Consider the following 24,632-nt stretch of genomic DNA (forward strand, 5'->3'; position numbering starts at 1 on the left):
GGGATATCAGTTGTACTCTAACAGAGCGTCGGCGTTGATATCCTGAAGAACAACGACAGCGCCAAACACCTCGTTATTGGTACCTCGCAATGGCGTCATGCGGCAGCGTGTCGAAAAATTGTCGAAACTGCGGTGACCATGGTGGATGTAGTCAACCGTTGCGCCGTCGAAGCATCGGTCGAACGCTGCTTTCGCCATGTTGTTGAAGCTGTCTTCACCGATCAACTCGGAGACGTGGCAACCAATCAGTGACAATGGTGTTCGCTTCAGAAAAGATGCATTCGCCTGGTTGGCGTAGAGATAACGATAATCCCGCGTAATGACACCAATCCGATCCGGCAGACAATCGAGAATCGTCTCATTGAACAGCGGCTGCTCGGGCGCATTAAGGACCAGCGACTTTTTGCCCGATCCCGTTTGTGAAAAGCCGTCTTTATCTACAGAACCGCGCTGAAAATACCGATCGATCAGCATCGACATCGAGGCACTGCGACGCGTGACCATCGAACGATCCTCCGCTTCCTCACGAATAAGGCCGTTGAGGAACTGCAATTGCATATGCGCATCTTCACGCGTTTCAGCGCGGAAATTGAGAATGTTGGCAATGAGGGGCTCGAGTTCCCTGTCAAGCACACGCACGAGATCGTCACAACCGCTGGCGACAGCCTGCTTCAACTGCATGCATTTCAATGAAAAAGCAGCGAAAAAATCCTGCAGTTGAGCCTCCATTTCCGTCACTCCAATTCTAACCCTGGCAGCGTCTTTTGGCCAAAAACGTCTCGGAAACAAAAGATCATTGCCATTGACAAATGATCAGAGCACCGACCTTTCGAAGACGCAGGGCAATATATCCTCAAGAGAAAACAAAGCACCGAATTAAAATTCTCAATGCCGGATAACATGAACACTATTGGCGCTCAGTTGGTCAACACACTAGATTTCACCTACGATCGGATGAGGTCGATTAAAATTTATTATAGGACTATCTCGGTAAAAGCTGCACTCGATCTGCGGAAATAATTTTCACGACGTCAGCTTAAATACTGATAAGAATTTTAAAATATACTCAAAAAAAAGAATATTTATTTTCAATTTATATATCACAATATTTATGCCGAATAACAAAAAAAGTCGAAACGTGAAAAAAGAAGAAAATTGAAATGGATTTTTTCGCCAAGACGCTATGTCAAAAGACATAGCGAATTTTATTATGCAACCGCTCGGGTCCGACGGTCAGCCAGTTCCTTGACGATAATAATTGCGCCAACCAGTTTGTAGGATGGCGAATAGCAAGGAGACATCTCGTAAGAGCGCACCACCGTGGAGCCTTCGATGTCTTCTGCATACGTGTATTTCGCAGCTTCGCCTTTAAAGCAGGCATCAAGCTTTTCGCGGAGAGCCTGCTGAAAGTGTCGAATGCCGATGAATTCCGCGATGTGCTTGCCAACCATGTCATCGGTTCTTACATCGTAGCACAGCGCATTGAGGGCATTGGTGTAATTGATGCGGTAACCGGGAGATACAACGAAAACCCGCTCATTGAGATCGTCCAACCGGTCTTCGTCCAAAATGACATATGGACTCCAGCTGGCCGACTCGCCGTCTGGTGTCACACCATCATAGGGCAAACCAGCGCCGATGTACCGATCGACCAGACGACGGAGGAGCTCAGAATTGCGTTGGACGCATCCCGTGTCCTCGGCCTCGGCGTTCAAAAGGTCGATCGCGAAGCGAAACTGTTCGAGAACCTGGGTAGAATTCTTCGTCTTTTTACTGGTGATGTTTTCCAACAGCGAATCGAGTTCGCGGTCTAGGAACGACACTTTTTGGGCTTCATTGCGCTCAATGGCGCCCTTAAGCTCCGTGTATCGTTGCCAGAACAAGTCAATCAACGCTTTCAACCCAAATCCCTCCCGGATGACTGTTCGGCACTCGCACGTTCAAATACTCTCAGTCCCAGCAACGTAGTCCACATCATGATGTCATCCTGGAGTGACGTGACTTTGAACTGTCTACCCATACAAACTGGTGACAAAATAACACACGCGGAAGGTCTTTAACAAATCCCATAAATTGTGAAGAACAAAATACATTCACAATCAAGAGATGATAATCGCAGGGAATGCAAAGAACACCCGAGATTTACTCTTTAAGAGTGCCTTTGATGTGCCAGCGATCATGATACCACAGCCACTGACCAGGGTATTCTCGCACCCAACTCTCCACCTTGTCATTGAGCAGCTGGGCGGTCGCACGCACATCGACATTGCCCTTCTCGTCGTGTGGAATGTCGACCTTGGGCTCGATTTCCAGACGGTATCGATTGTCAGGCAAACGGATGCAGCGGGCCGGAAATACATCGCAACCAAATTGGCGTACCAGCTTTGCCAGCAATGGGTTGGTCAGCACGTCATGACCGAAGAATTGCGTCGGCAGGCCTTTTTTGAATTTCTGATCCACCAAAACGCCGATACCGCCGCCCTTCTCCAATTGACGCGCAAGCGCGAAGGAGGATCCGGCGTGTGATGGCACCAGATTGCCCATGCGCTCCTTGCGGAAATCGAAAATGCGTTTGGCAACGTAAGGATTGTTCGGCGGACGAAACAACACCGTCACATCCAGACCGTAAGCAGATCCCGCTACGGGCAGAAGCTCGAAGTTACCGGTATGCGCCGTGAACACGATGAACGGTCGCGGGTGGTCGCGAAGTTCCAGAAACGTCTCCGTTCCGATAACCTCGACGCGACCCGGTTCACTTTTCGTCGGATCGAAATCGAACAACCTGTCCAGAAAGACGTATTCAGCCGCCAGCCGGCCCATATTGCCCCAGCTATCCAGCGCGATTTCCAGATGTTCCTCTTGGGTCTTCTCTGGATAGGCACGTGCCAGATTGTAGAGCATAAGCTTGTGACGAGGCGTTTTCGGGCCGATCTTGCGGGCAAGCTTATCTGCAAACCGGATGGCCGGATCGGCCGGCAAGAGCTTCAAAAGGTTAAGAACGCTGAACGCAATTGTCGCATTCAGCCACTGGCGAAAGTTTTCGAGCGCCAGCACGACGCGCGTAATCAACATTTTCAAAAGGATCAATCCATCCGTAGGACGATTTTGCCGAAGACCTGACGGCTTTCCATCCGCTCCAGCGCCATCTCGATAGTATCGAAGGTTACTTCGGTATCGATGACAGGATGCACAAGGCCCCTCGCCATTTTCTGCATGGCATTCGCCATGTTTTCCATACGGCAACCGAACGAACCGAGCAGCTTCAGCTGCTGCTGGAACAGCATCATCAGATTGATTTCCGCAGAAACGCCCGATGTGGAGCCGCAGGTCACAAGCCGCCCGCCGCGCTTCAGACAGAACATAGAACCCGCCCAGGTGTCTTTTCCCACATGCTCGAAAACGACATCGACGCCCTTCTTCTTCGTCAGCTTGCGAACGACGCCTTCGAAACGGTCGACACGGTAGTTGATGACGTGATCTGCACCCAATGCCTTGGCGCGCTCGATCTTGTCATCGGAACCAACCGTGGTGATGACAATGCATCCCATTTTCTTGGCAAGCTGAATGGCGGCCGAGCCGATACCCGAACCACCCGCATGAATGAGGATCGTTTCGCCAGGCTGAAGCTTGGCATTGTCGAACAGCATATGCTCGACGGTGCCGAAGGTCACAGGCGCAAGAGCCGCCGCGACCGCGTCGATGCCGGGCGGTGCGAGAACGAGTTGACGAGCGGGAATATTGATTTTTTCCTGCGCGAAACCATCCAGATGGAAGCCGTGAACACCACCCACATTTTCGCAGAGATTGTCGCGACCAGCCACGCAATGGTGGCACCGGCCGCAGGTGCGCGCGCCATAGATGGACACAAGTTGACCCGGCAGGACGTTGGAGACGCCGGGACCGATGGCTTCAACGATACCAGACGCTTCCGCGCCGATCGTCAAAGGCATCTTGCGCTTGGCAAACGCCATACCGCGCCAGCCCCAGACGTCGATGTGGTTCAACGCCACAGCCTTGACCCGGAGCGTCACTTCGCCGGGCGCTGGTGCTTCAGGCTCTGGCAGTTCCACTCTCTCAAGCTTACGATCATCAACGAGTTGCAAGGCGCGCATAGTAAAAGTCCTTCGCCCGAAGGCGCTATAGATTTTGATGTGGTAAACCGCTTAAGCCGGTTCCCGCGTCATGACAAGGCTTGCGTTCTGGCCGCCGAAACCGAAGGAATTGGAAAGCACGGCGGTGACATCCGCATCGCGCTTGACATTCGGCACCACGTCCAGCGCAATCGTCGGATCAGGGTTTGTGTAGTTGATGGTCGGTGGAACGGTACCGGTCAGCATGGTTTGCAACGAGAACACGGCTTCCACGGCACCGGCGGCTGTCAATGTGTGACCGATCATCGACTTGTTGGAGGAAACAGGAATGGACTTCAACCCCTCGCCGAACACGGCGAGCATGGAACCATATTCCATCTTGTCGTTCTCAGGCGTCGATGTGCCGTGCGCATTGATGTAGTTGATGTCACCTTCGGCCACGCCTGCATCCGCGAGCGCCGCACGAATGCTCGCAATCGCAGGACCGCCATCTGGCGAAGAGCGTGTCCGGTGAAAGCTGTCGGCCTTTTCGCCAGCACCCTTGATGATGCCGAGGATTTTTGCGCCGCGAGCAACAGCAGTCTCAAGTGATTCCAGCACGAGTGTTGCTGCACCTTCGGCAATCACGAATCCATCGCGATCCTTGCTGAACGGCTTGGATGCTTTTTCCGGTGGGTCGTTCTGCGTGGAAAGCGCTGATAGCAGCGAGAAGCGGATCAGGGCCTCGGCACTGACCGAACCATCAGTTGCAACAGTCAGCGCACGGTCCGTACGCCCCTGCCGGATGGCTTCGACGCCAAGCTGAATGGCGGTGGCACCGGACGCGCACGCCGTGGACAGAGTGACAGGAAGTCCGCGTGTCCCGAAAAGGTCTGCGAGGCGCTCCGAGATCGCGCCGAAGAGGGCCGCTTCCTGAAACGCTTGATCTGGCCTTTCACGCAATGCTGCCATGAAGCGGTCATAGGCATCGCCAGGCTTTGCAGCGGGCGGCGACCGGTCGCCGAGTTCGAAACGAGCGCTCCATTCCGGTTCAATGGGCGGTGCTGCCAAAAACAGCGGGCCGTTGAAATCCCCCGACAGACCAGCCTGCGCCAGAGCTTCGATGGTCGTTTCCCGAGCAAAGGCAAAGGAACGTTCGACAGAATTGGGCTTGGGTATCTCGATGAAATCGACTGTGCCGCAAATTCTGGTGGAAAGATTGTCGGTGGGGAAACGGGTGATCTTGTGAATGCCCGACTTGCCGGACGTCAGCGCCGCCCAGTTGTCATCGAGCCCCTGGCCCAACGAGGTGAGAATGCCCATGCCTGTAACGGCAACGATGGGACGACCGAGGTGATCCCTGAAACTGCTGGATGCCATGGTGTCTACTCCTCACATATCTTTGGAAAGCACGGCAACGCCTTCGCCGCGAACATGGCCAACGGTCGTCACCACAGCCTGCGCTGCGGCAGATGTCATCGGCTTCTCAATGGAACCATCAAAAGCCGGAACTTTCGCATCAGCCTTGAGGGCAAGAGCAGCAAGCGCCAGCCCCAGCGGGAATTGCGCCTCAAGTCCATGGCCAGTGACACCACCAAAACCACGAACGGCGGCATTGGATAAGGCCTTTTGAAGAATGGCAGCTTCGCGACCCGTTATGGCGTCGTGACCGCTTGCGCCGGAAAAGACGACGGTGTCAGCAGCGTCGGTCGCTGGCGCAAGAAGCCGCTCCAGTCTCTGCTCGAACTTGCCGTCTTCACGCGCACCGCGATCACCTTCGATGCCGTCGATACGCGCATAGACCTTCGCGCCGCGCGCTTGTGCGTGCTTGCGTGATTCGAGAACGAGGAACGCACCGACCGAGCCAGTGATCATCCCACCGCCCTCACCGTCAGCGCGTGACCATAGCGGCTGCCATTCACCTTGCGCATGGGCACCGATGGCCTCGAACAGCAGCGTCATATCGGGACGTTCCGCGGCAAACGCACCACCGACCAGCGCATGGCTCGATTCACCGGAGCGAATGCGGTGAAACGCCGTCTCCACCGCAGAAATGCCTGCAGCCTCTTCACCCATGAAGGTTCGCGATGATCCCGTCACCTTGTGGACAATGGAAATGTTGCCAGCCATCAGGTTGGACAGCTGCGCCAGAAACAGCGTCGGTCGCAATTCGGTCGTCAGCTTTTCATTGAGCATGACTTCGCGGTCGTTACGCTTCAAACCTTCGTCCACAATCAACGTATCGACATTGATGTCACGCTCGCCGCCACCAGCGGCCACGATCATGTCCATGGTCCCACAGGCTTCCGCCTCATCTTTCAGACCTGCGTCGTCCAGAGCAAGACCCGCAGCGAAGACACCGAGTCGCTGCCAGTTTTCCATCTGACGCTGATCCTTACGCCCGATCTGGCTCGACCAGTCGATCTCCGGGAGCGGATGGATAGGATACGGCGCGAATTTTTCCGTTTCGATAATCGCGTCAGGCGCAGCGCTGGCGGACAGCAGCGCAATATGGGCATCGATACCGACACCATGACAGGTCACGATACCGACACCGGTAATTACCACATCATTGTCAGACTTCATCATCTGTCATCCTTCATCGCTGCTGGTCGCAGAGCAAAACAGGCCAGCTATCAAAGCGGTTAAAACCGCGCGTGCCATGCGGAATAATGCTCACGATGCGGCTTTGCAATGGCGAAGGCCCAAAGAGCCAACGCAATGCATGGATTTTCATCTTTTAAATGTCAGAAAAGGCAGCTCAAACGGATCGATCGGCTGCAATGGCGGCCATCAGGCCAATCTCTTCAGCGCGCTTCTTGACGATCGGTCCCAGCGGAATGTCGCTGAACGGCATGGTGCGCAGCTTCAACTGCGCATCGCAGACTTTTTTGCCAGCGGAGGTGATTTTAGCCTTTGTCACGGCAAAGCCCGAACCATCATGCTCCAGATAGGCCTCGATATCGAGGACGGCATTCGGCTCCACGAAGGTGCGCATCTTCGCGCCATCGACCGTCATCAGGAACGGCATGGCCGCAAAATCGGTCATCGCCAGAACGAGCATACCCGACGCTTGTGCCATGGTCTCGATGAGAAGAACACCGGGCACGAGCGGCATACCAGGAAAATGACCCTCGAACACCGGGCTCTGGTCAGGCACGACCGAACGCGCCCTCAACGTCCGCGCGGACCTGTCGATGGACTCGATGCGGTCGACCATCTGGAAATATTCGAGAAGCATGTATTGCCCATAAGAAGTTCGAGGATACGGATGCGTTTGGAATTGCTTTACAGCACAGCCAAAAAGCAGAAGCCCGCCTCACCGGCGGGCACGCATTGGAAAAAGCGCCGTGCCGCCCTCTCTGTCATCTTCGGGCTTTTCCCGAAGATTCAATCACGCCGCAACAACCGATCCGGTGCAGATGCTCGGGACGAGCCCGAGCATCACAGAGGGTTTGGTTCGCCTCATCGGCTGTCAAGCGCGCACGTAAACGAGCCTGTCAAATCAGCCCTTGGCTGCTTTCAACTCGTCAATCTTCGCACAGAGGTTCTTCAGAACGAAGTATTCCTCGGTCGAAACCTTGCCTTCGTTGACTTCCTGCGTCCACTGTTCAAGCGGAATCTTGATGCCGAACTCCTTGTCGATCGCAAAAACGATATCGAGGAAGTCGAGGCTGTCGATGCCCAGATCGTCGATCGTGTGGCTTTCCGGCGTAATGGTTTCGCGATCGATCTCGCTGGTATCAGCGATAATGTCTGCAACCTTGTCGAATGTAGCTGTCACGCCCATAATCCTTCGTGTGTCCTATGTATGACGCACCACATAGGCAAGTTGGGCAAAAAAGCCAATGGCCTCCTGAAAGATCATTGAATTTTCAAAGCAAAGTGTTGCCGAAACAGCAACGGAATGGCTGACACGACGTTCAGACGCTAGATCACACGGGTTGATATCGGTGATCAGCGGGCATGTCCCGTGTGGCTTGTCGGTACCGTCGGGGCTTTTGCCTGAGCAGGGTTGAACAGCGTCGCTGCAAAAATCACACAAACAAAAAAGCACTTCATCTCACGCTCTCCGGCGCTTAACGGACGTTGTTGTCCCTAAGCCGGATCATAGCGCGAAGTTGCCTCCATACGCTTAAGCAGCGCGGTTAGCATATCGTTTCGACACTCCGTCAAAAGACGGGCTGCCTGTTGACGATGCGTTAACCCGGAGATTACTGCGAAGGAGCGGGTGTAGACGTTGGCTGTTGCTGCTGCTGCAATGCACGAAGTTCCGCGACCTTACGCTTGTATTCCGACTCTGAAATCTGCCCCCGACTGCGAGCGGCGCCCAGTCTGCTCATGGATGCCTGCATGGAATCGGCTTCGGTGTTTTCCATCTGCGGCAGGGCGGCGGTCATTGGCTTTGCAAACGTCGGATAGGTGCCGGTGTCACGCTTTTGCGCCATGGGAGACGCATCCACCGTCTGTGGGCCGACCACCTGCGGTTGGGGGTGCGGCATGTTCGCTGGCGAAAGAACCGGCGCCAGTGGTTTGCAGGCGCCAAGCAGCGGCAAAAGGACGCCGCAAACCGACAGGATCGTTGCCGCTCTCACGCATTCCATACGTTTGCCCATTCCAATGTCCCGCCTGTAGCCGTATTACTCGATCTCTGAACGCCGTATGCTGAGCGCCTCTGTCGCTGGAACTTGTATTCGTTTTCATGCAGAATGTGCAAACACAAAAATGCGCGGGAGAATAATGTATGGCAGGCACCGATGGCGGCGTGAACGACGAGGAGGAAAAGCCACGCAGCTTCGATCCCAAATCCGCAGACGCTTACATGGTGCGCGACCCGCAGGCCTTCGCCATGAACGTGGCGAAAGCTTTGGAAAATCTCGGCAAGGCAGCATCCGAATGGCTTGCGCCACGGGAGCGCGGAGACATTCCGCAAACGACCGCCAGCCCCATGAGCGATCTGGTCCAGACGCTCTCGGATGTTGCCGAATACTGGATGGCAGAGCCTGAGCGCTCGGTGGAAGCGCAAACGCATCTCATTTCCAGCTACTTCGACATCTGGAAGAAATCGGTTTCGCAATTTTCCGGTGAATCCACAAACGCCGGGGAACAGTCAGACGAGAAGCGCAGACACAAGCGCTTCGCCGACGAGGACTGGCAGGCAAATCCGTTTTTCGATGCTTTGCAGAAGGTCTACTTCGTGACCGTCAGTTGGGCAGACCGCATGGTGACGGAAGCAGAAGGACTGGATGAAAAAACGCGCCAGAAAGCGCAGTTTTACATGAGGCAGGTGACGGAAGCGATTTCCCCGGCCAATTTCGCCTTCACCAATCCGCAGGTCTTTCGCGAAACCGTGGCAACCAGCGGAGCCAACCTGGTGAAGGGTATGGCCCAGCTCGCCGAAGACATGGCGGCGGGTAACGGCAACATCAAATTGCGGCAGACCGATTACAGCAAATTCGTCATCGGCCAGAATATCGCCGTTACCCCCGGCAAGGTCATCGCCCGCAGCGAGCTGTGCGAAGTCATTCAATATGCGCCATCCACCGAAAAGGTGCTGAAGCGGCCACTGCTGATCATCCCGCCGTGGATCAACAAGTTTTACATCCTGGATCTGAACGCCCGAAAGTCCTTCGTCAAATGGTGCGTCGATCAAGGCCACAGCGTATTCATGATCTCCTGGGTCAACCCCGATGCGCGCCATGCGACCAAAGGCTGGGACGACTACACGCGTGAAGGCATAGATTTCGCGCTTGAAGCCATTGAACAGGCAACGGGTGAGAAACAGATCAATGCTGTCGGCTATTGCATCGGTGGAACACTGCTGGCCTCCACGCTGGCACTGCATGCGCAGGCGAAAAACAGACGCATCCGTTCGGCGACGCTGCTGGCTGCACAGACGGATTTCACCCATGCAGGCGATTTGAAGGTCTTCATCGACGAGCAGCAATTGGCAACACTCGACGCCCATATGAAGGCGGTCGGTTACCTGGACGGCGCGATCATGGCGAGCGTCTTCAACATGCTGCGCGCATCCGATCTGATCTGGCCCTACGTGGTGGACAATTATCTGCGGGGCGCACAGCCACCACCCTTCGATCTGCTTTACTGGAACTCTGATTCGACCCGCGTCGCGGCTGCGAACCACTCCTTTTACCTCCGCAACTGTTATCTGGAAAACAATCTGGCGGAAGGTCGTATGCAGGTCGCTGGCAAGGTGGTCAATTTGAAGGACATCGAAATCCCGGTCTATGATCTGGCCACCCGTGAAGACCACATAGCGCCCGCCAAGTCCGTGTTTACGGGCGCGGCGTGTTTCGGTGGCCCGGTGGAATTCGTGCTCAGCGCCTCCGGCCATATCGCAGGTGTCGTCAATCCACCTGAGATGGACAAGTATCAGTATTGGACAAGCGCATCACCGGATGGTGACTTCGAGGAATGGCAAAAGTCTGCCATTGAGCAAAAGGGGTCGTGGTGGCCACATTGGCAGAAATGGATCAAGGGTCAGGATAAGAGAAAGGTGGCAGCCCGCGTTCCCGGCGAGGCTATGGAGCCGCTTTGCGATGCGCCCGGAACCTACGTGCTTGAATAAGCGGGTTGCCGGCACGACAATGCACCATGATCTTTGATTCTCCGCTCATCCCCGCCACGCTCATCTCCCGTTACAAGCGTTTCCTCTTCGACGCAGTGTTGGAAGATGGCACCGAAATTACCGGCTCCTGTCCCAATACTGGTTCCATGCGCGGACTGACCACGCCAGGTTCGCGCATCTGGCTGTCAGGGCACGACAGCCCTACCCGCAAATATCGCCACATGCTGGAAATGGTGGAAGCCGATGACACCGTCGTCGGCATCAACACCGGGATGCCCAACAGGCTTGCGGAAGAAGCGATTCGAAACAATCGCATACCATCATTGGCCGGATACACGACAACCAGGCGCGAGCAGAAGTACGGCATCAATTCACGTGTCGACTTTCTTCTCTCCGCACCGGGTCGACCGGACGCCTATGTAGAGGTGAAGAACGTGCACTTCATGCGACAGAAAGGCCTCGCAGAGTTTCCCGATAGCCCCACCAAGCGCGGCGCAAAACATCTGGAAGAGCTGGGCGATGCGGCGCAAAACGGCTATCGCGCGGTGATGCTATACCTTATCCAGCGCAAGGATTGCGACCAGCTTCGCATCTGTGGTGATCTCGATCCGGTCTATTTCGCCGCCTTCCACCGTGCCATGAAGCGTGGCGTAGAGGCCTACGCCATAAAATGTAGCGTCTCATCACGGGAAATCGTTGCAAACGAGATGGTTGCAATAGACGACTGGCACCCCACTGCTTTATGAAATGAAGAATTAAAAGACGGAAAGCAGGACAATGGTTACTTACATCGATGCGGCAGCGGCCCCCTCCAAGAACACGGGCGTCATCCGGCTGTACAATGCTGAAGACTTCAAGGGCATGCACAAGGCAAGCCAGTTGACGGCGCGGTGCCTCGATGAGTTGGCGAGCATGGTGAAGCCCGGCGTGACCACCAGCGCAATCGACCGTTTCGTGTTCGAGTTCGGTATGGACAACAACGCCCTGCCCGCTACGCTGAACTATCGCGGTTACACCAAATCCGTCTGCACCTCCATCAACCATGTCGTCTGCCATGGTATTCCCGATGACAAGCCGCTGCGCGAAGGTGATATCGTCAACATCGACGTCACCTATATCCTCGATGGCTGGTACGGCGATTCCAGCCGCATGTATCCGGTCGGCCAGATCAAGCGTGCTTCTGAGCGTCTCCTGGAAGTGACATACGAATGCCTGATGCGCGGCATTGCTGCCGTTAGACCGGGCGCCCGCACCGGCGCCATCGGGGCTGCCATTCAAGCCTATGCGGAAGCCGAGCGATGCTCCGTGGTCACTGATTTCTGTGGGCATGGCGTGGGACGCCTTTTTCACGACACGCCGAACATTCTCCATTACGGCAAGGAAACCGATGGTCCGGAAATGCGCGAAGGCATGATTTTCACCATCGAGCCGATGATCAATCTCGGCAAGCCGCATGTGAAGGTCCTGTCCGACGGCTGGACGGCTGTCACCCGCGATCGTTCGCTGTCCGCACAATATGAACATGCGGTGGGCGTGACGGCGACAGGGTGCGAAGTCTTTACCCTGTCACCAGCGGGGCTTCACCGTCCTGGCCTACCACCACTGTAAAGGTTGACTGAAAGCATCCAACAGAAACCGAAAGACATGCCTGATGGCCAAACGACCTTCCAACAAAGACGTAACGTCCAATCTGGAACGCGGCACTGAAGACACGTTGACCGGCTTTTCGGATTCAGGCGATGAGCGCGGATTTTTTAGCGATTCGAGATTGGGCACGGGTAAAGAGATCAGGTCGCATCAGTCATTGACGTCTGAAAGCGACGCTGCCCATTACCACGGTCACCGGGAGCGTCTGCGCGCCAAATATCGGGAGAATGGCGATTCGGCCTTGGCAGACTATGAGTTGCTGGAGCTTTTTCTGTTTCGTTTGATCCCGCGCAGGGACACCAAACCCATCGCCAAGGCGTTGATTGCCAGATTTGGAACGCTTGCGGGTGTGCTCGGTGCGCCATCCGCGCTGCTTCAGGAGGTAAAGGGGGTCGGCGAGACGGTGGCGCTTGACCTCAAGCTCGTCGCCTCGGTGTCCCAACGCATGCTGAAAAGCGAAATCCGCAACAAGCAAGTTCTTGGGTCATGGTCTGCCGTCATCGACTACTGCCACGCTGTCATGGCGCATGAGTCGCGCGAGCAGTTCCGCATTCTTTTTCTCGACAAACGCAACGTGCTGATCGCCGACGAGGTGCAAGGTCACGGCACGGTAGATCACACCCCTGTTTATCCGCGCGAGATCGTACGACGCGCACTGGAACTCTCTTCCACCGCCATCATCCTCGTCCACAATCACCCCAGTGGAGACCCGACCCCATCCCGCGCCGATATCGATATGACAAAAACGATTATCGATACCGCCAAACCACTTGGCATCGCCGTCCACGACCACATTATCATCGGCAAGGATGGTCATGTGAGTTTCAAGGGCTTGAGGTTGATCTAAACCCGCCACTGAAGAAAAACGCTGACATTTCTCAAGAAAAATGCGCGTTAAACTCCGGTTTTCCAGAAACGGCACAACCGTAAATTTTCCGATTAATACAAAATCAAGATATCTAAATTAGCTTTTCCGAAAATAAAGAATTTTCGGATCGGGGAGCGCCATGACCTCTATGGCAAGAATAATCCGCAATCGTTCCGGCTCGGCAGCGGTCGAGTTTGCGATTGTCGCACCTGTCTTCATTCTCGTCCTGTTGACCATGATCGCCTACGGCATATACCTCAGCGCAGCCTATGCGGTGCAGCAGGTTGCCGCAGATGCAGCGCGAACCGCCGTGGCGGGCATCACCAAAATCGAGCGGGAAACACTGGCGAAAAATTTTGTTGATCAAAGCGCACTGAATTACGCGTTTCTGGATAAGAGCCGCGTCAATGTCAGCGTCGGAAGCGATCCGGCAAACGTCAACCAATTCACGGTCACCGTGGAATATGACGCAACCGAACTACCAATCTGGAACCTCTACACATTCGCGCTTCCGGACAAGACCATTCGACGATTTTCGACGATCCGGATCGGAGGAATCTGATATGTGCAAAACCACTTCAACACTCAAGCGCTTCACCAAAAACCGTTCAGGCAACGTCGCCATCATGGCAGGCATTACCGCACCGCTGATGATGGGCGTCCTGGCACTGGGTGTGGACTACGGATCGCTGACACTACAAAAGCGCCAGTTGCAGCAAACCGCGGACCTTGCGGCGGTCTCTGCAGCATCGGCGACCGATGTGGATCGTGCAGTCCTTCAGTATTTCAAGCTCAACAACAAGAACCTCGGTGTCAAAACCGCTTCCGGTATTTTGACGGAAACCGGCACCATTCCCTTCGATCCCGAAACAGCCTTTAGCGGCCGTGACGGCTACGCGGAAGTGATCAAAGGCCGCTACATCGCCGATCCCAATGTATCGATTGGCAATCGCTTCGTTGAAAACGCAACGCCGACCAACGCGGTGAAGGTCAACATCGTGGAACAGGGCCGCATCTTTTTTGCCGGTACGTTCACGACCGCGCCCAAAATCTCCGCCGTTGGAACGGCGGCGGGAGAAAAGATTGCCGCCTTCTCAGTCGGTTCACGCCTTGCCAGCCTCAATGGCGGTCTGCTGAATAATTTGCTGGGCGGCCTGTTGGGCACCACTGTTGCGCTCAATGTGTCGGATTATCAGGCGCTGGTCGCAACCGATATCAATGCATTGAAACTGATCGATTCGCTCGCCACCGATCTCAGTCTCACGGCGGGCACCTACCGCGATGTGCTTCAAACGGAGATCAGCTACGGGAAATTTCTGGCGGCGCTGACCAAGGCGACCGGCACCAAACCGACGGTGACGACAGCCCTTAAGACACTTGAAAAAGCAGCTGCCAAAACAACCATCAAACTGCGGCTGGAGGAAATTCTCGCACTCGGACCTATCCTCGATAAACAGATTGGCGCGGCTGAAAACCTGAGCGTGAACGCTGGCGTCTTCGAACTCATCAACGCAGCCGCCACAATCGCCAATGCGGGAAAACAGGTCTCGGTCGATGCAGGTCTGTCAGTGCCGGGATTGGCAGCCACGAGGCTTACGATTGCCATTGGCGAACCGCCGGTCGGCACTCCGTCGCTTGCAATAGGCACACCCGGAACAGTGGTGAGAACCGCGCAAACACGCCTGATGATCGATACCAAGATCGATGGCCTCAAGGCGCTTTTGGGCCTGAGCGTGCGTGTGCCGCTCTACGTGGAAGTTGCCAATGCAGAAGCCAAACTGTCGGAGATCAGATGCTCTACAGGCGGCGCAGGCACGGTCGATGTGGCAGTCGTTCCGGGCATAGCAGAGATTTCGCTCGGTAACGTCGATATGAGCGGGTTTAACAATTTCGGCCGTGATCCGCGCGTCACAAAGGCTGCCATCGTGGATTCGCTGCTGTTGAGGATCAATGCCATGGCCCATATCGATAGTGCCAATGGCAGGCCCACAACGCTGACATTTCAGCCAGCCGATATCGCACAAGGCACGATCAAAAACGTCTCCACGAGGGATATAACCACATCGCTGGTCAAATCTTTGTTGAAGGAGCTCGACGTCGATATCAGCCTGCTGATCATCACGATCGGCTCGCAGCCCGTGATTCAGGCAGCCCTTGCTGAAACGTTGTCCGTGGCAACCGCGCCCATCGATAGCCTTCTCTACAACACCCTGATGTTGCTCGGCGTCAAAGTCGGCGAAGCCGACGTGCGCGTCACCGATGCCCGCTGTTCGCACCCCGCGCTCGTTCAATAACCAAGGGATCAAAACAAAAACGCCGCCAGATCTCTCCGGCGGCGTTTTTGTGTTTGAGGTGAGATATCAGCCGTTGACGACGGCCATGCGCTTCTCGTCACGGCCACTTTTCATGCGCTCGGACAAAAGGAACGCCAGTTCCAGCGCCTGATCGGCGTTGAGCCGAGGGTCGCAATGGGTGTGATAACGGTCAGACAGCGAATCCGCCGTGACCGTGCGCGCACCACCCGTACATTCCGTTACGTCCTTGCCGGTCATCTCGATATGAATGCCGCCCGGATGCGTGCCTTCGGCACGGTGGATCTGGAAGAAGCTTTCGACCTCCGACAGAATGCGCTCGAAAGGACGCGTCTTGTAGTGGTTGAGCGTGATCGTGTTGCCATGCATCGGATCACAAGACCACACGACCTTTCGGCCTTCCTTCTCCACGGCGCGGATAAGCTTCGGCAGGCTGTCGGCAACCTTGTCGTGACCAAAGCGGCATATCAGCGTCAGGCGACCGGCTTCGTTGGTCGGGTTCAGCGCATCGATCAACTCGATCAGATTGTCGGGCTGCAAGGATGGGCCGCACTTCAAGCCGATCGGATTTTTGATGCCGCGGAAATATTCCACATGGGCGTGGTCCAGCTGGCGGGTGCGGTCACCGATCCACAGCATATGGCCAGATGTGGCGTACCAATCGCCAGACGTCGAATCGATGCGGGTCAGCGCTTCTTCATAGCCCAGAAGCAGGGCTTCATGGCTGGTGAAGAAATCCGTCTCGCGCAGGCTGGGCTGGTTGTCCGCCGTGATGCCGATCGCCTTCATGAAGTCCATGGTTTCGGAAATGCGATTGGCCAGCTTGCGGTAACGGTCAGCCTGCGGGCTGTCCTTGACGAAACCGAGCATCCACTGGTGCACGTTCTCAAGGTTGGCATAGCCGCCCATGGCGAACGCGCGCAACAGGTTTAATGTTGCGGCTGATTGGCGATAAGCATCCAGCTGACGCTCGGGGTTTGGCACGCGCGAGGCTTCGTTGAACTCGATGCCGTTGATGATATCACCACGGTAGGATGGCAGGTTGATGCCATTCTGCGTCTCGATGTTGGACGAGCGCGGCTTGGCGAACTGACCGGCAATGCGACCGACTTTCACGACGGGAAGCTGCGCACCATAGGTGAGAACGACGGCCATTTGCAGGAATGCGCGGAAGAAGTCGCGAATGTTGTCGGCGCCATGTTCCAGAAAGCTCTCTGCGCAATCACCACCCTGAAGCAAAAATGCCTCGCCATCGGCAACGCTTGCCAGTTGCTTCTTCAAACGGCGCGCTTCACCGGCAAACACCAGAGGCGGATAGGTTGCAAGCGTCGCTTCCGTTGCCGCAACCGCAGCCGCGTTCGGGTATTCAGGAACCTGCTGGATAGGCTTATGTCTCCAGCTACCGGGTGTCCAATTCTGTGCCATGATACTCACCTGGTGTTGCGCCAACATCAACTGACGTAGCGATCTCGAAAGTTGCGCGGCTTATAGCTTCAAGCATGGTCTTTGCAAAGCTGATCCTTTCAGGGGCACCGCCTTTATCCTGATTTTAGGCCAATATGGCAAAGAAAACCGATTTCAACCGATTTAATTTCTGTGGCTGTGATCAGGTCTCGGTCATTGGTCTGTGTCTCACGAGGTTTACACTCGCTCTCCGTTCTTGACCCGGTAGCTTGGCGTGTACATCGTCACCAGCTCTTCAGAGGCCGTGGGGTGAACAGCCATCGTGGCATCGAAGTCATCCTTCGTGCATCCCGCCTTCAGTGTGATTCCCAGAAGCTGCGCCATCTCGCCCGCGTCGTGACCCAGAATATGGGCGCCAACCACCTTGCGATCTGCCGCATTGACAATCAGCTTCATGATCGTCTTTTCGGAACGGCCGGAAAGCGTCGCCTTCATGGGGCGGAACTGGGCGCGATAGACCTCGATCTCGTCGAATTTGTGAGCGGCCTCCTCCTCGGATAGACCAACCGTACCGATTTCCGGCTGCGAAAAGACCGCTGTCGCGATCAGATGATGATCCGGCTTGGTCGGATTGTTCTTGAACTCGGTTTCAATGAAGCACATGGCCTCATGGATCGCCACGGGCGTCAGCTGTACCCGGTCGGTGACATCACCCAAGGCGAAAATGCTCGGTACGTTGGTTCGCGAATACTCATCAACGATGATAGCACCCCGCTCGTTGAGCGCGACACCAGCGTTTTCCAGACCCAGGCCCTGCGTGTTCGGATCGCGCCCAAGCGCCAGCATCACCTCTCCGACGGCAAGCGAATGACCCTGCTTGGTGCGCGCAACGAGACCACCTGCCCCGTCCTTGCTAACGTCCTGGATCACGTCTTCCAGAATGATGCGGATCCCCTTCTCGACCATGGCCGCATGCAGACCGGCGCGCATGTCATTGTCGAAACGCGACAGGATTTCCTTGCCGCGATAGATCAGCGTCGTCTCAACACCCAGTCCATGAAAGATATTGGCGAACTCGACGGCGATGTAACCGCCACCCGCAATCAGAATGGCTTTGGGCAGAGCCTCCAGATGGAAAGCTTCATTGGACGAAATGGTCAGCTCATGACCGGGCAAAGACGCGTGCGGATTGGGTGTGCCGCCCACCGCGATCACAATGCGCTCTGCGGTCATTGTCTGACCGGTTGTCATCAGCTTGACCGTGTGGGCATCGACCAGCACGGCGCGGCTATCGAAGATATCGGCCTTGGCGTTCTCCAGACCTTTCCGATAGAGACCTTCCAGACGCTCGATTTCCTTGTCTTTTGCGGCAATCAGCTTTTTCCAGTCGAAACGGCTTTCACCCACCGTCCAGCCGAAGCCTGCAGCATCTTCGAAATGCTCTCGATATTGCGATGCGTAGACAAACAGCTTTTTCGGTACGCAGCCGCGGATAACGCATGTCCCGCCATAACGATACTCCTCGGCAATGCCAACTCGCTTGCCCAGCGACGCAGCAACGCGGGCGCTACGCACGCCGCCGGAACCGCCGCCGATAACGAAGAGATCATAATCGAAAGATGTCATGGGAAAGCCTCTGATGGGAAGGATGATCGCTACCATCCCTGATGCACCCATATAGGTGGCGCGCCCCATAAAAGAAAAGCCCGGAGTGAACTCCGGGCTTTGAATATTTCTGAAAGCTTGCTGAAGTACTCAGGGCTTTGGCTTGGCCGCCGGTGCCGCAGTCGCAGGCGCAGCCGTTGCGCCCGGAGCGCCACCGGTGTTGGAATTGTTGGCCGGAAGTGGCTGAAGGTCTGCACCCGCAACCTTCTGAAGCTCTGCCATGCTCGACGTGTTGAGATCGCGGTTGATACCAGCAGCCCAGATGTCGGCAGCCTTCATCAGTTCACGCGTTGCAATCGGCCCATCCTTCAACAATTTCTTACCCGTCTCGCTACCGTAGAAAGCAGCAATCGCCTTCAGTTCCTCCAGCGAAAAAGCGCGCGCATAGGTCAGCGCGGCTTCGCGTTCCAGGTCGGCACGGCGCGGTGCAAGTTCTAGGGCCTTGGCATCGACGGTCTCGCTGATGGCGTCCTGCACGTTCGGCGAAGCCTGAATGAGTTCGGTCTTCAAACGCTCCGCAAGACCTGGAAGAATGTTGTCGAAACGGTCAGTGACGCCGAGTGATGCAATCGCCTGCTTTGCAGCGGTGATGTGCTCCTCGGAAATTTCCTGTGACCGAACGGCGGTGCCGAACACGATGCCGGAAATGAAGATCGAAGCAGCGGCAGCTTTGCCCAGTCCCGCAAGTTTGATCATGAAATCTCTCGCTCCTGTTATATCTTCGCTTGCATAACACGGGCGCCATCCGGCCCGGCGATAATGGCAAGCGATGCCAGATTAATGAAAAGTCCGTGCTCGACAACACCTGGTATGGCGTTCAGCTCGCGTGCCAGTGCTTCTGCATCAGGAATACGGCCAAAAGATGCGTCGAAAATGAGGTGGCCACCGTCTGTTTTGAAGGGACCATCCTCCAGAGACCGCAGCTTCAAATCGCCCGTAAGGCCCAATTTCGAAGCCACTGTCTCGATAGCGATGCGGGTTGCAACCTGCCCGAAAATATTGATCTCGATGGGCAACGGAAACGCGCCAAGCGTCTCCACCACCTTGCTCTGATCGGCAATCACAATGACGCGAGACGAGGCAGCAGCGACGATTTTCTCACGCAGCAACGCGCCGCCGCCGCCCTTGACGAGGCGCAAGGCGTGATCGACCTCATCGGCACCGTCGATGGTCAAATCAAGTTCCGGCAGTTCGTCCAGAGACTTTAGGGGAACACCAAGCTCGACGCACAGCCGCGCCGTACGCTCTGATGTCGGAACGCCCTGCACGGTCAGCCCGTGAGAAACTTTTTCAGCCAGAAGCCTGACGAATTCCTCTGCCGTTGAGCCGGTACCAATGCCAAGGCGCATTCCGTCCTCGACATGGGACAACGCCGCTTCTGCGGCCTTGATCTTCATTTGGCGGGCATCCATTCGGCTGCAAACTCCGGGTCTATACCAATCGATCCACGTATGGGTCCTGCGATGCGCAGCCTCACGCTGGCGTGCTGTTTACACGGGTCGAATAGCAAACGAAAGCCCCTTGAAAGCGCTAGATGCGACGATTCAAAGGTTTCATTGCAAATGCCCATGGCAATGCTTAGCCTTGGCGGGACAATACACAGCACACCATGAGGCATGCCTTGACTTCTCCTCTCGTCATATTCGATCTCGACGGTACACTGGTTGACACAGCCCCCGACCTTATCGACAGCCTGAACTACGCCATATCGGCCGCTGGTCTTGCACCCACGACCTACGGCGACCTCAAACACCTCGTCGGCCATGGCGCACGTGTCATGATCAAGCGAGCCTTTTCCCTACGCGAGAAAGAACTGTCCGACGACGATCTGGAACCGCTCTACGAGCGCTTCATCGCACACTATCTCGAAAAAATCCCCGGAAACAGTAAGCCATACCCTGGCATCATAGCGACTCTCGACAGATTGACGGCTTCCGGCTTCACACTGGCCGTGTGCACAAACAAGACGACCGTTCTGGCGGTTCCGCTTCTGGAAAAACTGGGCATTAGCCAACATTTTGCCGTCGTCACCTGCGGCGACACGTTCGAGTGGCGCAAGCCCGACGCGCGCCATATCACCGGCACCATTGAAAAAGCAGGCGGAGACCCGGCTAAAAGCGTGATGGTTGGCGACAGTTTCAATGACATCGCGTCCGCCAAAAATGCCAATATACCATCGGTCGGCGTCACTTTTGGCTACACGGATGTGCCCATGGCCGAGCTTGGGCCGGACGTGGTGATCGATAGCTACGATGAATTGGATGCTGCCCTGATCGAACGACTGATTTCAAAGCGGGTTGCCGCCGCTTGAGGCAACAGCACAAACAAAAAAGCCGCCCCGAAAGGCGGCTTTTTCGATCTCTGATATGCTTTGATTAACGCGAGTAGAATTCGACCACGAGGTGTGGTTCCATGACGACAGCGTATGGCACGTCGGCAAGTGCAGGAACGCGAACGAATGTCGCAACCATCTTGTTGTGATCAACTTCGACGTAGTCAGGAACGTCACGCTCTGCGAGTGCAACAGCTTCGAGAACCGTTACCAGCTGCTTGGACTTCTGACGAACTTCGATAACGTCGCCTGGCTTGCAACGGTAAGAACCGATGTTGACGCGAACGCCGTTCACCGTGACGTGGCCATGGTTGACGAACTGGCGAGCAGCAAAAACGGTCGGAACGAACTTTGCACGGTATACGATCGCGTCCAGACGGGACTCGAGCAGACCGATCAGGTTCTCGGATGTGTCACCCTTGCGACGGTTGGCTTCGTCGTAGGTTGCGCGGAACTGCTTTTCACGAACTTCACCATAGTAGCCCTTGAGCTTCTGCTTGGCGCGCAGCTGCGTACCAAAGTCGCTCATCTTGCCCTTGCGGCGCTGACCGTGCTGGCCTGGGCCGTATTCGCGACGGTTTACTGGGGACTTAGGACGACCCCAGATATTTTCGCCCATACGGCGGTCAATTTTGTACTTAGACGATTCGCGCTTGCTCATCGTATTTCCTTTCAGAATGTTACACCGGTTTGTTGCCAAACCGGATCAAGGAAACACGCCCTCCTCTGAGGTCCCGTTTTAGGACCTCTGACAGGTTTCTCACATTTGCGAATGGAGAAGCCACGGGACATGTCGGTGATGTTGACCGCCGAACGACAACTTGTAAGCTGCAGGGCGATCAACAGAATACACCGAGCATCGCTGCCCGGTGTTGAGCGGCTTCTAGGTGGCCTTCATAAAATTGTCAACGAGAAAAAAATTCGTCGATCCCCTTGAAACAGGATTTTGCCACATTATTTCCCGTCCGTGATCAGGACTCGGGCCCCTCTGGCGTATTACCGGACAATACGCGATGTCGAGTCTCTTTAGGTTGGGGCCGCGTCTATGTTTGTCACACGTTCCCCATCCGAAAAGCCAACCTCGTCCGGCCAAAGGTTGACTGATGGAATTCCTCCTTATTGATTTTCTCGGCAAGCCCGCATGGATGTGGGCTGTTTTTATTTCGTTGGTTCTCGGTCTTCTCGCGCTGGACCTTGGCGTCCTGCATAAGAACTCGAAAGAAATTGGCATTCGCGAAAGCATGCTGATGTCGGCATTCTACATTGGTATCGGTTTAGCCTTCGGTGGCTGGATATGGTATCAATCCGGCGAGCAGCTTGCCGTCGAATATCTCACGGGTTTTGTGATCGAAAAAAGTCTCGCGATGGACAACATCTTTGTCATCGCGATGATTTTCTCTTACTTCGCCATTCCACGCCAATACCAGCACCGTGTCCTGCTATGGGGTATTCTGGGCGTCATCGTGCTACGTGGCATCATGATTGCTGCGGGTGCTGCGATCGTTGAGAACTTCAACTGGGTTCTTTACATCTTTGCTGCGTTCCTTGTGTTCACCGGCATCAAGATGCTGTTTTCCGCAAACCACGAAGAACAGGATATCGGCAAGAACCCTATCCTCAACTTCCTTCGCAAGCGCCTTCCTGTGTCTGAAAAGCTTCATGGCGAGAAGTTTCTCGTCAAGGAAACGGACCCGCGCACGGGCAAGCTGAAGACATTCGTAACGCCGCTGTTTCTCGCCCTCATCATGGTGGAACTGGCGGACCTCATCTTCGCGGTCGACTCGATCCCGGCGATTTTCGCGATCACGACCGATCCGTACATCGTCTACACGTCGAACATCTTCGCGATCCTTGGCCTGCGTGCACTCTACTTTGCGCTGGCAGCCCTCATCCACCGCTTCGCTTACCTGAAATATGCGCTGGCTGGTGTTCTGGTCTTCGTCGGCTCCAAGATCTTCCTGGCGGACATGCTGGGCATTGCGAAAATTCCACCTGCCGTCTCGTTGGGCGTGACCGTCGCAATCCTCGTGACCGGTGTTGTTGGCTCGCTGTTTGCGACACGCAACGAAAAGAAGACCGTCGAGTAAGGTCTGGTGTGGGGGCGGCGAAAGCTGCCTCCATGCATTACTCAGCCGCAAACTTGACGATTTCCTCAGCCGCGTCCGCATCTCCGGGCGCGGTTTTTGCGTCAAGATCGGGGAACGCAACGATGCGCTTGCCGGAAAAGTCCGCATGCACGACGACGAGTTCCTTCTCCTCGAAATAACCCAGCAACATGCGGGCGCGCCGTGCCGAATGCGTGCCATAGGCGCGAGCGATCCGCGCGTCGGAAGGGCAAGGCTCCTCCTTGAGTGCCGCTTTGACCAGAAGCAGGAACACGCCCTGCAAATCGTCGGAGACGTTTTTCGAAAGCTCCAGCGCCTTCTCCCAGTTCTCGGTCGCTGCCATCTCCAAATCCACACCTGAGCGCGTGATGGCAACCTGCCGACGGAATTCGGAAAGCGCCATGGGTGTGCCGGGAATGCGGCGCATACGGGCGCGCACCAGAAACTCCTGATAGAGCACGGCATCCGTGCGATAGGCCGATTGCGGATCGTCCATGATTTCGCAGAGAACAGCGGAAATCTTTTCACCCCGCTCTTCCGGTGACATCTCCGGCTGGGTGCTGCGCTGGGCCGGTTGCTGAGGCTCCGGCCCGCCAATCGCAGGTGTCGAGCGCGAAAGCTCCGCCAGAATATCCGTGGTTGGCCGTGGCGCGGGAGGCGTGCGCCTGACCGGTGTCCTTGAAAATTCTTCGGGATCGGGCGTGAAGATCAGGTCTTCGACATCCTGCGGCGAATCGGGCAGCGGCATGAGCTTGGGCGAGGAAGACCGCGCTGACGTCTCGACCGCGCCAATGATGATCGGCAGAGGACGACGTGACAGCGCCGGTCCCAGTGCCACGAAATTGCCGCGCTGAAGATCGCGGAACATCTCCGCCTGACGACGATCCATCCCGAGAAGATCGGCAGCTCGCGCCATGTCGATATCGAGAAAGGTGCGGCCCATCAGGAAGTTGGAGGCCTCAGCCGCCACGTTCTTGGCAAGCTTGGCCAAACGCTGCGTGGCAATGACGCCCGCCAGGCCGCGCTTTCGGCCACGGCACATCAGGTTCGTCATGGCGCCCAGCGACATCTTGCGCGCGTCTTCGCTCACTTCGCCCGCAACGGAGGGCGCAAACATCTGCGCTTCGTCCACCACCACCAGAACCGGATACCAGAACTCCCGGTCAGCATCGAACAGACCGTTGAGGAAAGCGGCTGCGGCACGCATCTGCTGCTCGACGTCGAGACCCTCCAGCGTCAAAACGCACGAGACCCGGTGCTGACGAATGCGGTTGGCAATGCCGGACAGTTCACCCTCGGTGCGCTCGCCGTCCACCACCACATGGCCAAACTTGTCGGCCAAGGTGACGAAATCGCCCTCGGGATCGATAATGACCTGCTGTACCCAAGGCGCGGATTGCTCCAGCAGTCTGCGTAGGAGATGCGATTTGCCGGAACCGGAGTTGCCCTGCACCAGCAAACGTGTCGCAAGCAATTCTTCGATATCGAGCTTGGCTGCCTGCCCGCCCGATAGGGTTCCCATGTCGATGCCGACCTGCAATTTAAAAATTCCCTGCACTGCGATTGGATGAACGCCGATTCGTCGAAACGACCCCGAGCATCTCCTTTACCAAGAAAATCAGCAAATGCCCTGCGGCGTC

Annotated in this window: 23 protein-coding genes; 8 read left to right on the forward strand and 15 right to left on the reverse strand. The window is 55.8% G+C overall.

Annotation, left to right across the window (positions count from 1 at the left end; all coding sequences use genetic code 11):
- Positions 1-6: 6 nt before the first annotated feature.
- The 9 genes from GGQ73_RS18695 to GGQ73_RS18735 form a co-directional block, all read right to left on the reverse strand.
- Positions 7-729: a PAS domain-containing protein gene (locus tag GGQ73_RS18695; protein WP_183897400.1), complete on the reverse strand. Its 723-nt coding sequence runs from the start codon at positions 727-729 to the stop codon at positions 7-9.
- A 479-nt stretch (positions 730-1,208) separates the two neighbouring features.
- Positions 1,209-1,901, reverse strand: a complete 693-nt coding sequence (locus GGQ73_RS18700; protein ID WP_174153120.1) for a hypothetical protein — start codon at positions 1,899-1,901, stop codon at positions 1,209-1,211.
- A 241-nt stretch (positions 1,902-2,142) separates the two neighbouring features.
- A complete protein-coding gene (locus GGQ73_RS18705) occupies positions 2,143-3,072 on the reverse strand; it encodes a lipid A biosynthesis lauroyl acyltransferase (RefSeq protein WP_412762995.1) in 930 nt (309 codons plus the stop codon).
- Positions 3,073-3,083: 11 nt separating this feature from the next.
- On the reverse strand, positions 3,084-4,112 hold the full coding sequence (locus GGQ73_RS18710; RefSeq protein WP_183897401.1) for a zinc-binding dehydrogenase: 1,029 nt from the start codon (positions 4,110-4,112) through the stop codon (positions 3,084-3,086).
- 51 nt (positions 4,113-4,163) lie between these two features.
- Positions 4,164-5,450: a beta-ketoacyl-ACP synthase gene (locus GGQ73_RS18715; RefSeq protein ID WP_174153117.1), complete on the reverse strand. Its 1,287-nt coding sequence runs from the start codon at positions 5,448-5,450 to the stop codon at positions 4,164-4,166.
- 12 nt (positions 5,451-5,462) lie between these two features.
- Entirely contained in the window at positions 5,463-6,659 is a 1,197-nt protein-coding gene (locus GGQ73_RS18720) for a beta-ketoacyl-ACP synthase (protein WP_183897402.1), read from the reverse strand.
- 172 nt (positions 6,660-6,831) lie between these two features.
- Complete coding sequence (locus tag GGQ73_RS18725; protein WP_183897403.1) at positions 6,832-7,311, reverse strand: 3-hydroxyacyl-ACP dehydratase FabZ family protein; 480 nt, start codon at positions 7,309-7,311, stop codon at positions 6,832-6,834.
- A gap of 264 nt (positions 7,312-7,575) precedes the next feature.
- On the reverse strand, positions 7,576-7,860 hold the full coding sequence (locus GGQ73_RS18730; RefSeq protein WP_103088466.1) for an acyl carrier protein: 285 nt from the start codon (positions 7,858-7,860) through the stop codon (positions 7,576-7,578).
- 424 nt (positions 7,861-8,284) lie between these two features.
- Positions 8,285-8,686, reverse strand: a complete 402-nt coding sequence (locus GGQ73_RS18735) for a hypothetical protein (RefSeq protein WP_234900289.1) — start codon at positions 8,684-8,686, stop codon at positions 8,285-8,287.
- A 128-nt stretch (positions 8,687-8,814) separates the two neighbouring features.
- On the opposite strand from GGQ73_RS18735, the gene GGQ73_RS18740 reads away from it, so the two are divergent.
- From GGQ73_RS18740 to GGQ73_RS18765, 6 genes are all read left to right on the forward strand, one after another.
- Complete coding sequence (locus GGQ73_RS18740) at positions 8,815-10,659, forward strand: PHA/PHB synthase family protein (protein WP_183897404.1); 1,845 nt, start codon at positions 8,815-8,817, stop codon at positions 10,657-10,659.
- A gap of 26 nt (positions 10,660-10,685) precedes the next feature.
- Positions 10,686-11,405 (forward strand): DNA/RNA nuclease SfsA, encoded by a 720-nt coding sequence (gene sfsA, locus GGQ73_RS18745; protein WP_183897405.1) that lies wholly within the window; start codon positions 10,686-10,688, stop codon positions 11,403-11,405.
- A gap of 31 nt (positions 11,406-11,436) precedes the next feature.
- Positions 11,437-12,267 (forward strand): type I methionyl aminopeptidase, encoded by an 831-nt coding sequence (map, locus tag GGQ73_RS18750; protein ID WP_183897406.1) that lies wholly within the window; start codon positions 11,437-11,439, stop codon positions 12,265-12,267.
- Positions 12,268-12,310: 43 nt separating this feature from the next.
- Positions 12,311-13,153 carry a RadC family protein gene (gene radC / locus GGQ73_RS18755; RefSeq protein ID WP_183897407.1) on the forward strand — a complete coding sequence of 281 codons (843 nt, stop codon included), beginning with the start codon at positions 12,311-12,313 and terminating at the stop codon, positions 13,151-13,153.
- A gap of 160 nt (positions 13,154-13,313) precedes the next feature.
- Positions 13,314-13,736 (forward strand): TadE/TadG family type IV pilus assembly protein, encoded by a 423-nt coding sequence (locus GGQ73_RS18760; RefSeq protein WP_174153110.1) that lies wholly within the window; start codon positions 13,314-13,316, stop codon positions 13,734-13,736.
- Between the two features lies 1 nt (position 13,737).
- A complete protein-coding gene (locus tag GGQ73_RS18765) occupies positions 13,738-15,468 on the forward strand; it encodes a pilus assembly protein TadG-related protein (RefSeq protein ID WP_183897408.1) in 1,731 nt (576 codons plus the stop codon).
- A gap of 66 nt (positions 15,469-15,534) precedes the next feature.
- Here the strand turns inward: GGQ73_RS18765 and GGQ73_RS18770 are convergent, their stop codons facing one another.
- From GGQ73_RS18770 to rpiA, 4 genes are all read right to left on the reverse strand, one after another.
- Complete coding sequence (locus GGQ73_RS18770) at positions 15,535-16,911, reverse strand: class II 3-deoxy-7-phosphoheptulonate synthase (protein WP_174153108.1); 1,377 nt, start codon at positions 16,909-16,911, stop codon at positions 15,535-15,537.
- 216 nt (positions 16,912-17,127) lie between these two features.
- Positions 17,128-18,516: a glutathione-disulfide reductase gene (gor, locus tag GGQ73_RS18775; protein WP_183897409.1), complete on the reverse strand. Its 1,389-nt coding sequence runs from the start codon at positions 18,514-18,516 to the stop codon at positions 17,128-17,130.
- A 129-nt stretch (positions 18,517-18,645) separates the two neighbouring features.
- A complete protein-coding gene (locus GGQ73_RS18780) occupies positions 18,646-19,251 on the reverse strand; it encodes a DUF2059 domain-containing protein (protein ID WP_174153107.1) in 606 nt (201 codons plus the stop codon).
- A gap of 17 nt (positions 19,252-19,268) precedes the next feature.
- Positions 19,269-19,967 (reverse strand): ribose-5-phosphate isomerase RpiA, encoded by a 699-nt coding sequence (rpiA, locus tag GGQ73_RS18785; protein WP_183897410.1) that lies wholly within the window; start codon positions 19,965-19,967, stop codon positions 19,269-19,271.
- 209 nt (positions 19,968-20,176) lie between these two features.
- Between rpiA and gph the strand changes: the two genes are divergently transcribed.
- Positions 20,177-20,866: a phosphoglycolate phosphatase gene (gph, locus tag GGQ73_RS18790; RefSeq protein WP_234911027.1), complete on the forward strand. Its 690-nt coding sequence runs from the start codon at positions 20,177-20,179 to the stop codon at positions 20,864-20,866.
- Between the two features lie 64 nt (positions 20,867-20,930).
- Here gph and rpsD read toward each other — a convergent pair whose 3' ends face one another.
- A complete protein-coding gene (rpsD, locus tag GGQ73_RS18795; RefSeq protein WP_042619322.1) occupies positions 20,931-21,548 on the reverse strand; it encodes a 30S ribosomal protein S4 in 618 nt (205 codons plus the stop codon).
- A 442-nt stretch (positions 21,549-21,990) separates the two neighbouring features.
- On the opposite strand from rpsD, the gene GGQ73_RS18800 reads away from it, so the two are divergent.
- Positions 21,991-22,974: a TerC family protein gene (locus GGQ73_RS18800; RefSeq protein ID WP_174153104.1), complete on the forward strand. Its 984-nt coding sequence runs from the start codon at positions 21,991-21,993 to the stop codon at positions 22,972-22,974.
- Between the two features lie 37 nt (positions 22,975-23,011).
- On the opposite strand, the gene GGQ73_RS18805 is transcribed toward GGQ73_RS18800, so the two are convergent.
- Positions 23,012-24,532 carry a helicase HerA domain-containing protein gene (locus GGQ73_RS18805; protein WP_183897412.1) on the reverse strand — a complete coding sequence of 507 codons (1,521 nt, stop codon included), beginning with the start codon at positions 24,530-24,532 and terminating at the stop codon, positions 23,012-23,014.
- Positions 24,533-24,632: the final 100 nt, after the last annotated feature.

The sequence above is a fragment of the Rhizobium skierniewicense genome (assembly GCF_014196515.1).
Classification (GTDB): domain Bacteria; phylum Pseudomonadota; class Alphaproteobacteria; order Rhizobiales; family Rhizobiaceae; genus Agrobacterium; species Agrobacterium skierniewicense.

Bases quoted from the DNA above. Each gene is read 5' to 3' on its own strand.
- GGQ73_RS18695 (WP_183897400.1), bottom strand. From the start codon at position 729: ATGGAGGCTCAACTGCAGGATTTTTTCGCTGCTTTTTCATTGAAATGC.
- GGQ73_RS18705 (WP_412762995.1), bottom strand. From the start codon at position 3,072: ATGTTGATTACGCGCGTCGTGCTGGCGCTCGAAAACTTTCGCCAGTGG.
- GGQ73_RS18710 (WP_183897401.1), bottom strand. From the start codon at position 4,112: ATGCGCGCCTTGCAACTCGTTGATGATCGTAAGCTTGAGAGAGTGGAA.
- GGQ73_RS18715 (WP_174153117.1), bottom strand. From the start codon at position 5,450: ATGGCATCCAGCAGTTTCAGGGATCACCTCGGTCGTCCCATCGTTGCC.
- GGQ73_RS18720 (WP_183897402.1), bottom strand. From the start codon at position 6,659: ATGATGAAGTCTGACAATGATGTGGTAATTACCGGTGTCGGTATCGTG.
- GGQ73_RS18725 (WP_183897403.1), bottom strand. From the start codon at position 7,311: ATGCTTCTCGAATATTTCCAGATGGTCGACCGCATCGAGTCCATCGAC.
- GGQ73_RS18730 (WP_103088466.1), bottom strand. From the start codon at position 7,860: ATGGGCGTGACAGCTACATTCGACAAGGTTGCAGACATTATCGCTGAT.
- GGQ73_RS18735 (WP_234900289.1), bottom strand. From the start codon at position 8,686: ATGGGCAAACGTATGGAATGCGTGAGAGCGGCAACGATCCTGTCGGTT.
- GGQ73_RS18740 (WP_183897404.1), top strand. From the start codon at position 8,815: ATGGCAGGCACCGATGGCGGCGTGAACGACGAGGAGGAAAAGCCACGC.
- sfsA (WP_183897405.1), top strand. From the start codon at position 10,686: ATGATCTTTGATTCTCCGCTCATCCCCGCCACGCTCATCTCCCGTTAC.
- map (WP_183897406.1), top strand. From the start codon at position 11,437: ATGGTTACTTACATCGATGCGGCAGCGGCCCCCTCCAAGAACACGGGC.
- radC (WP_183897407.1), top strand. From the start codon at position 12,311: ATGGCCAAACGACCTTCCAACAAAGACGTAACGTCCAATCTGGAACGC.
- GGQ73_RS18760 (WP_174153110.1), top strand. From the start codon at position 13,314: ATGACCTCTATGGCAAGAATAATCCGCAATCGTTCCGGCTCGGCAGCG.
- GGQ73_RS18765 (WP_183897408.1), top strand. From the start codon at position 13,738: ATGTGCAAAACCACTTCAACACTCAAGCGCTTCACCAAAAACCGTTCA.
- GGQ73_RS18770 (WP_174153108.1), bottom strand. From the start codon at position 16,911: ATGGCACAGAATTGGACACCCGGTAGCTGGAGACATAAGCCTATCCAG.
- gor (WP_183897409.1), bottom strand. From the start codon at position 18,516: ATGACATCTTTCGATTATGATCTCTTCGTTATCGGCGGCGGTTCCGGC.
- GGQ73_RS18780 (WP_174153107.1), bottom strand. From the start codon at position 19,251: ATGATCAAACTTGCGGGACTGGGCAAAGCTGCCGCTGCTTCGATCTTC.
- rpiA (WP_183897410.1), bottom strand. From the start codon at position 19,967: ATGGATGCCCGCCAAATGAAGATCAAGGCCGCAGAAGCGGCGTTGTCC.
- rpsD (WP_042619322.1), bottom strand. From the start codon at position 21,548: ATGAGCAAGCGCGAATCGTCTAAGTACAAAATTGACCGCCGTATGGGC.
- GGQ73_RS18800 (WP_174153104.1), top strand. From the start codon at position 21,991: ATGGAATTCCTCCTTATTGATTTTCTCGGCAAGCCCGCATGGATGTGG.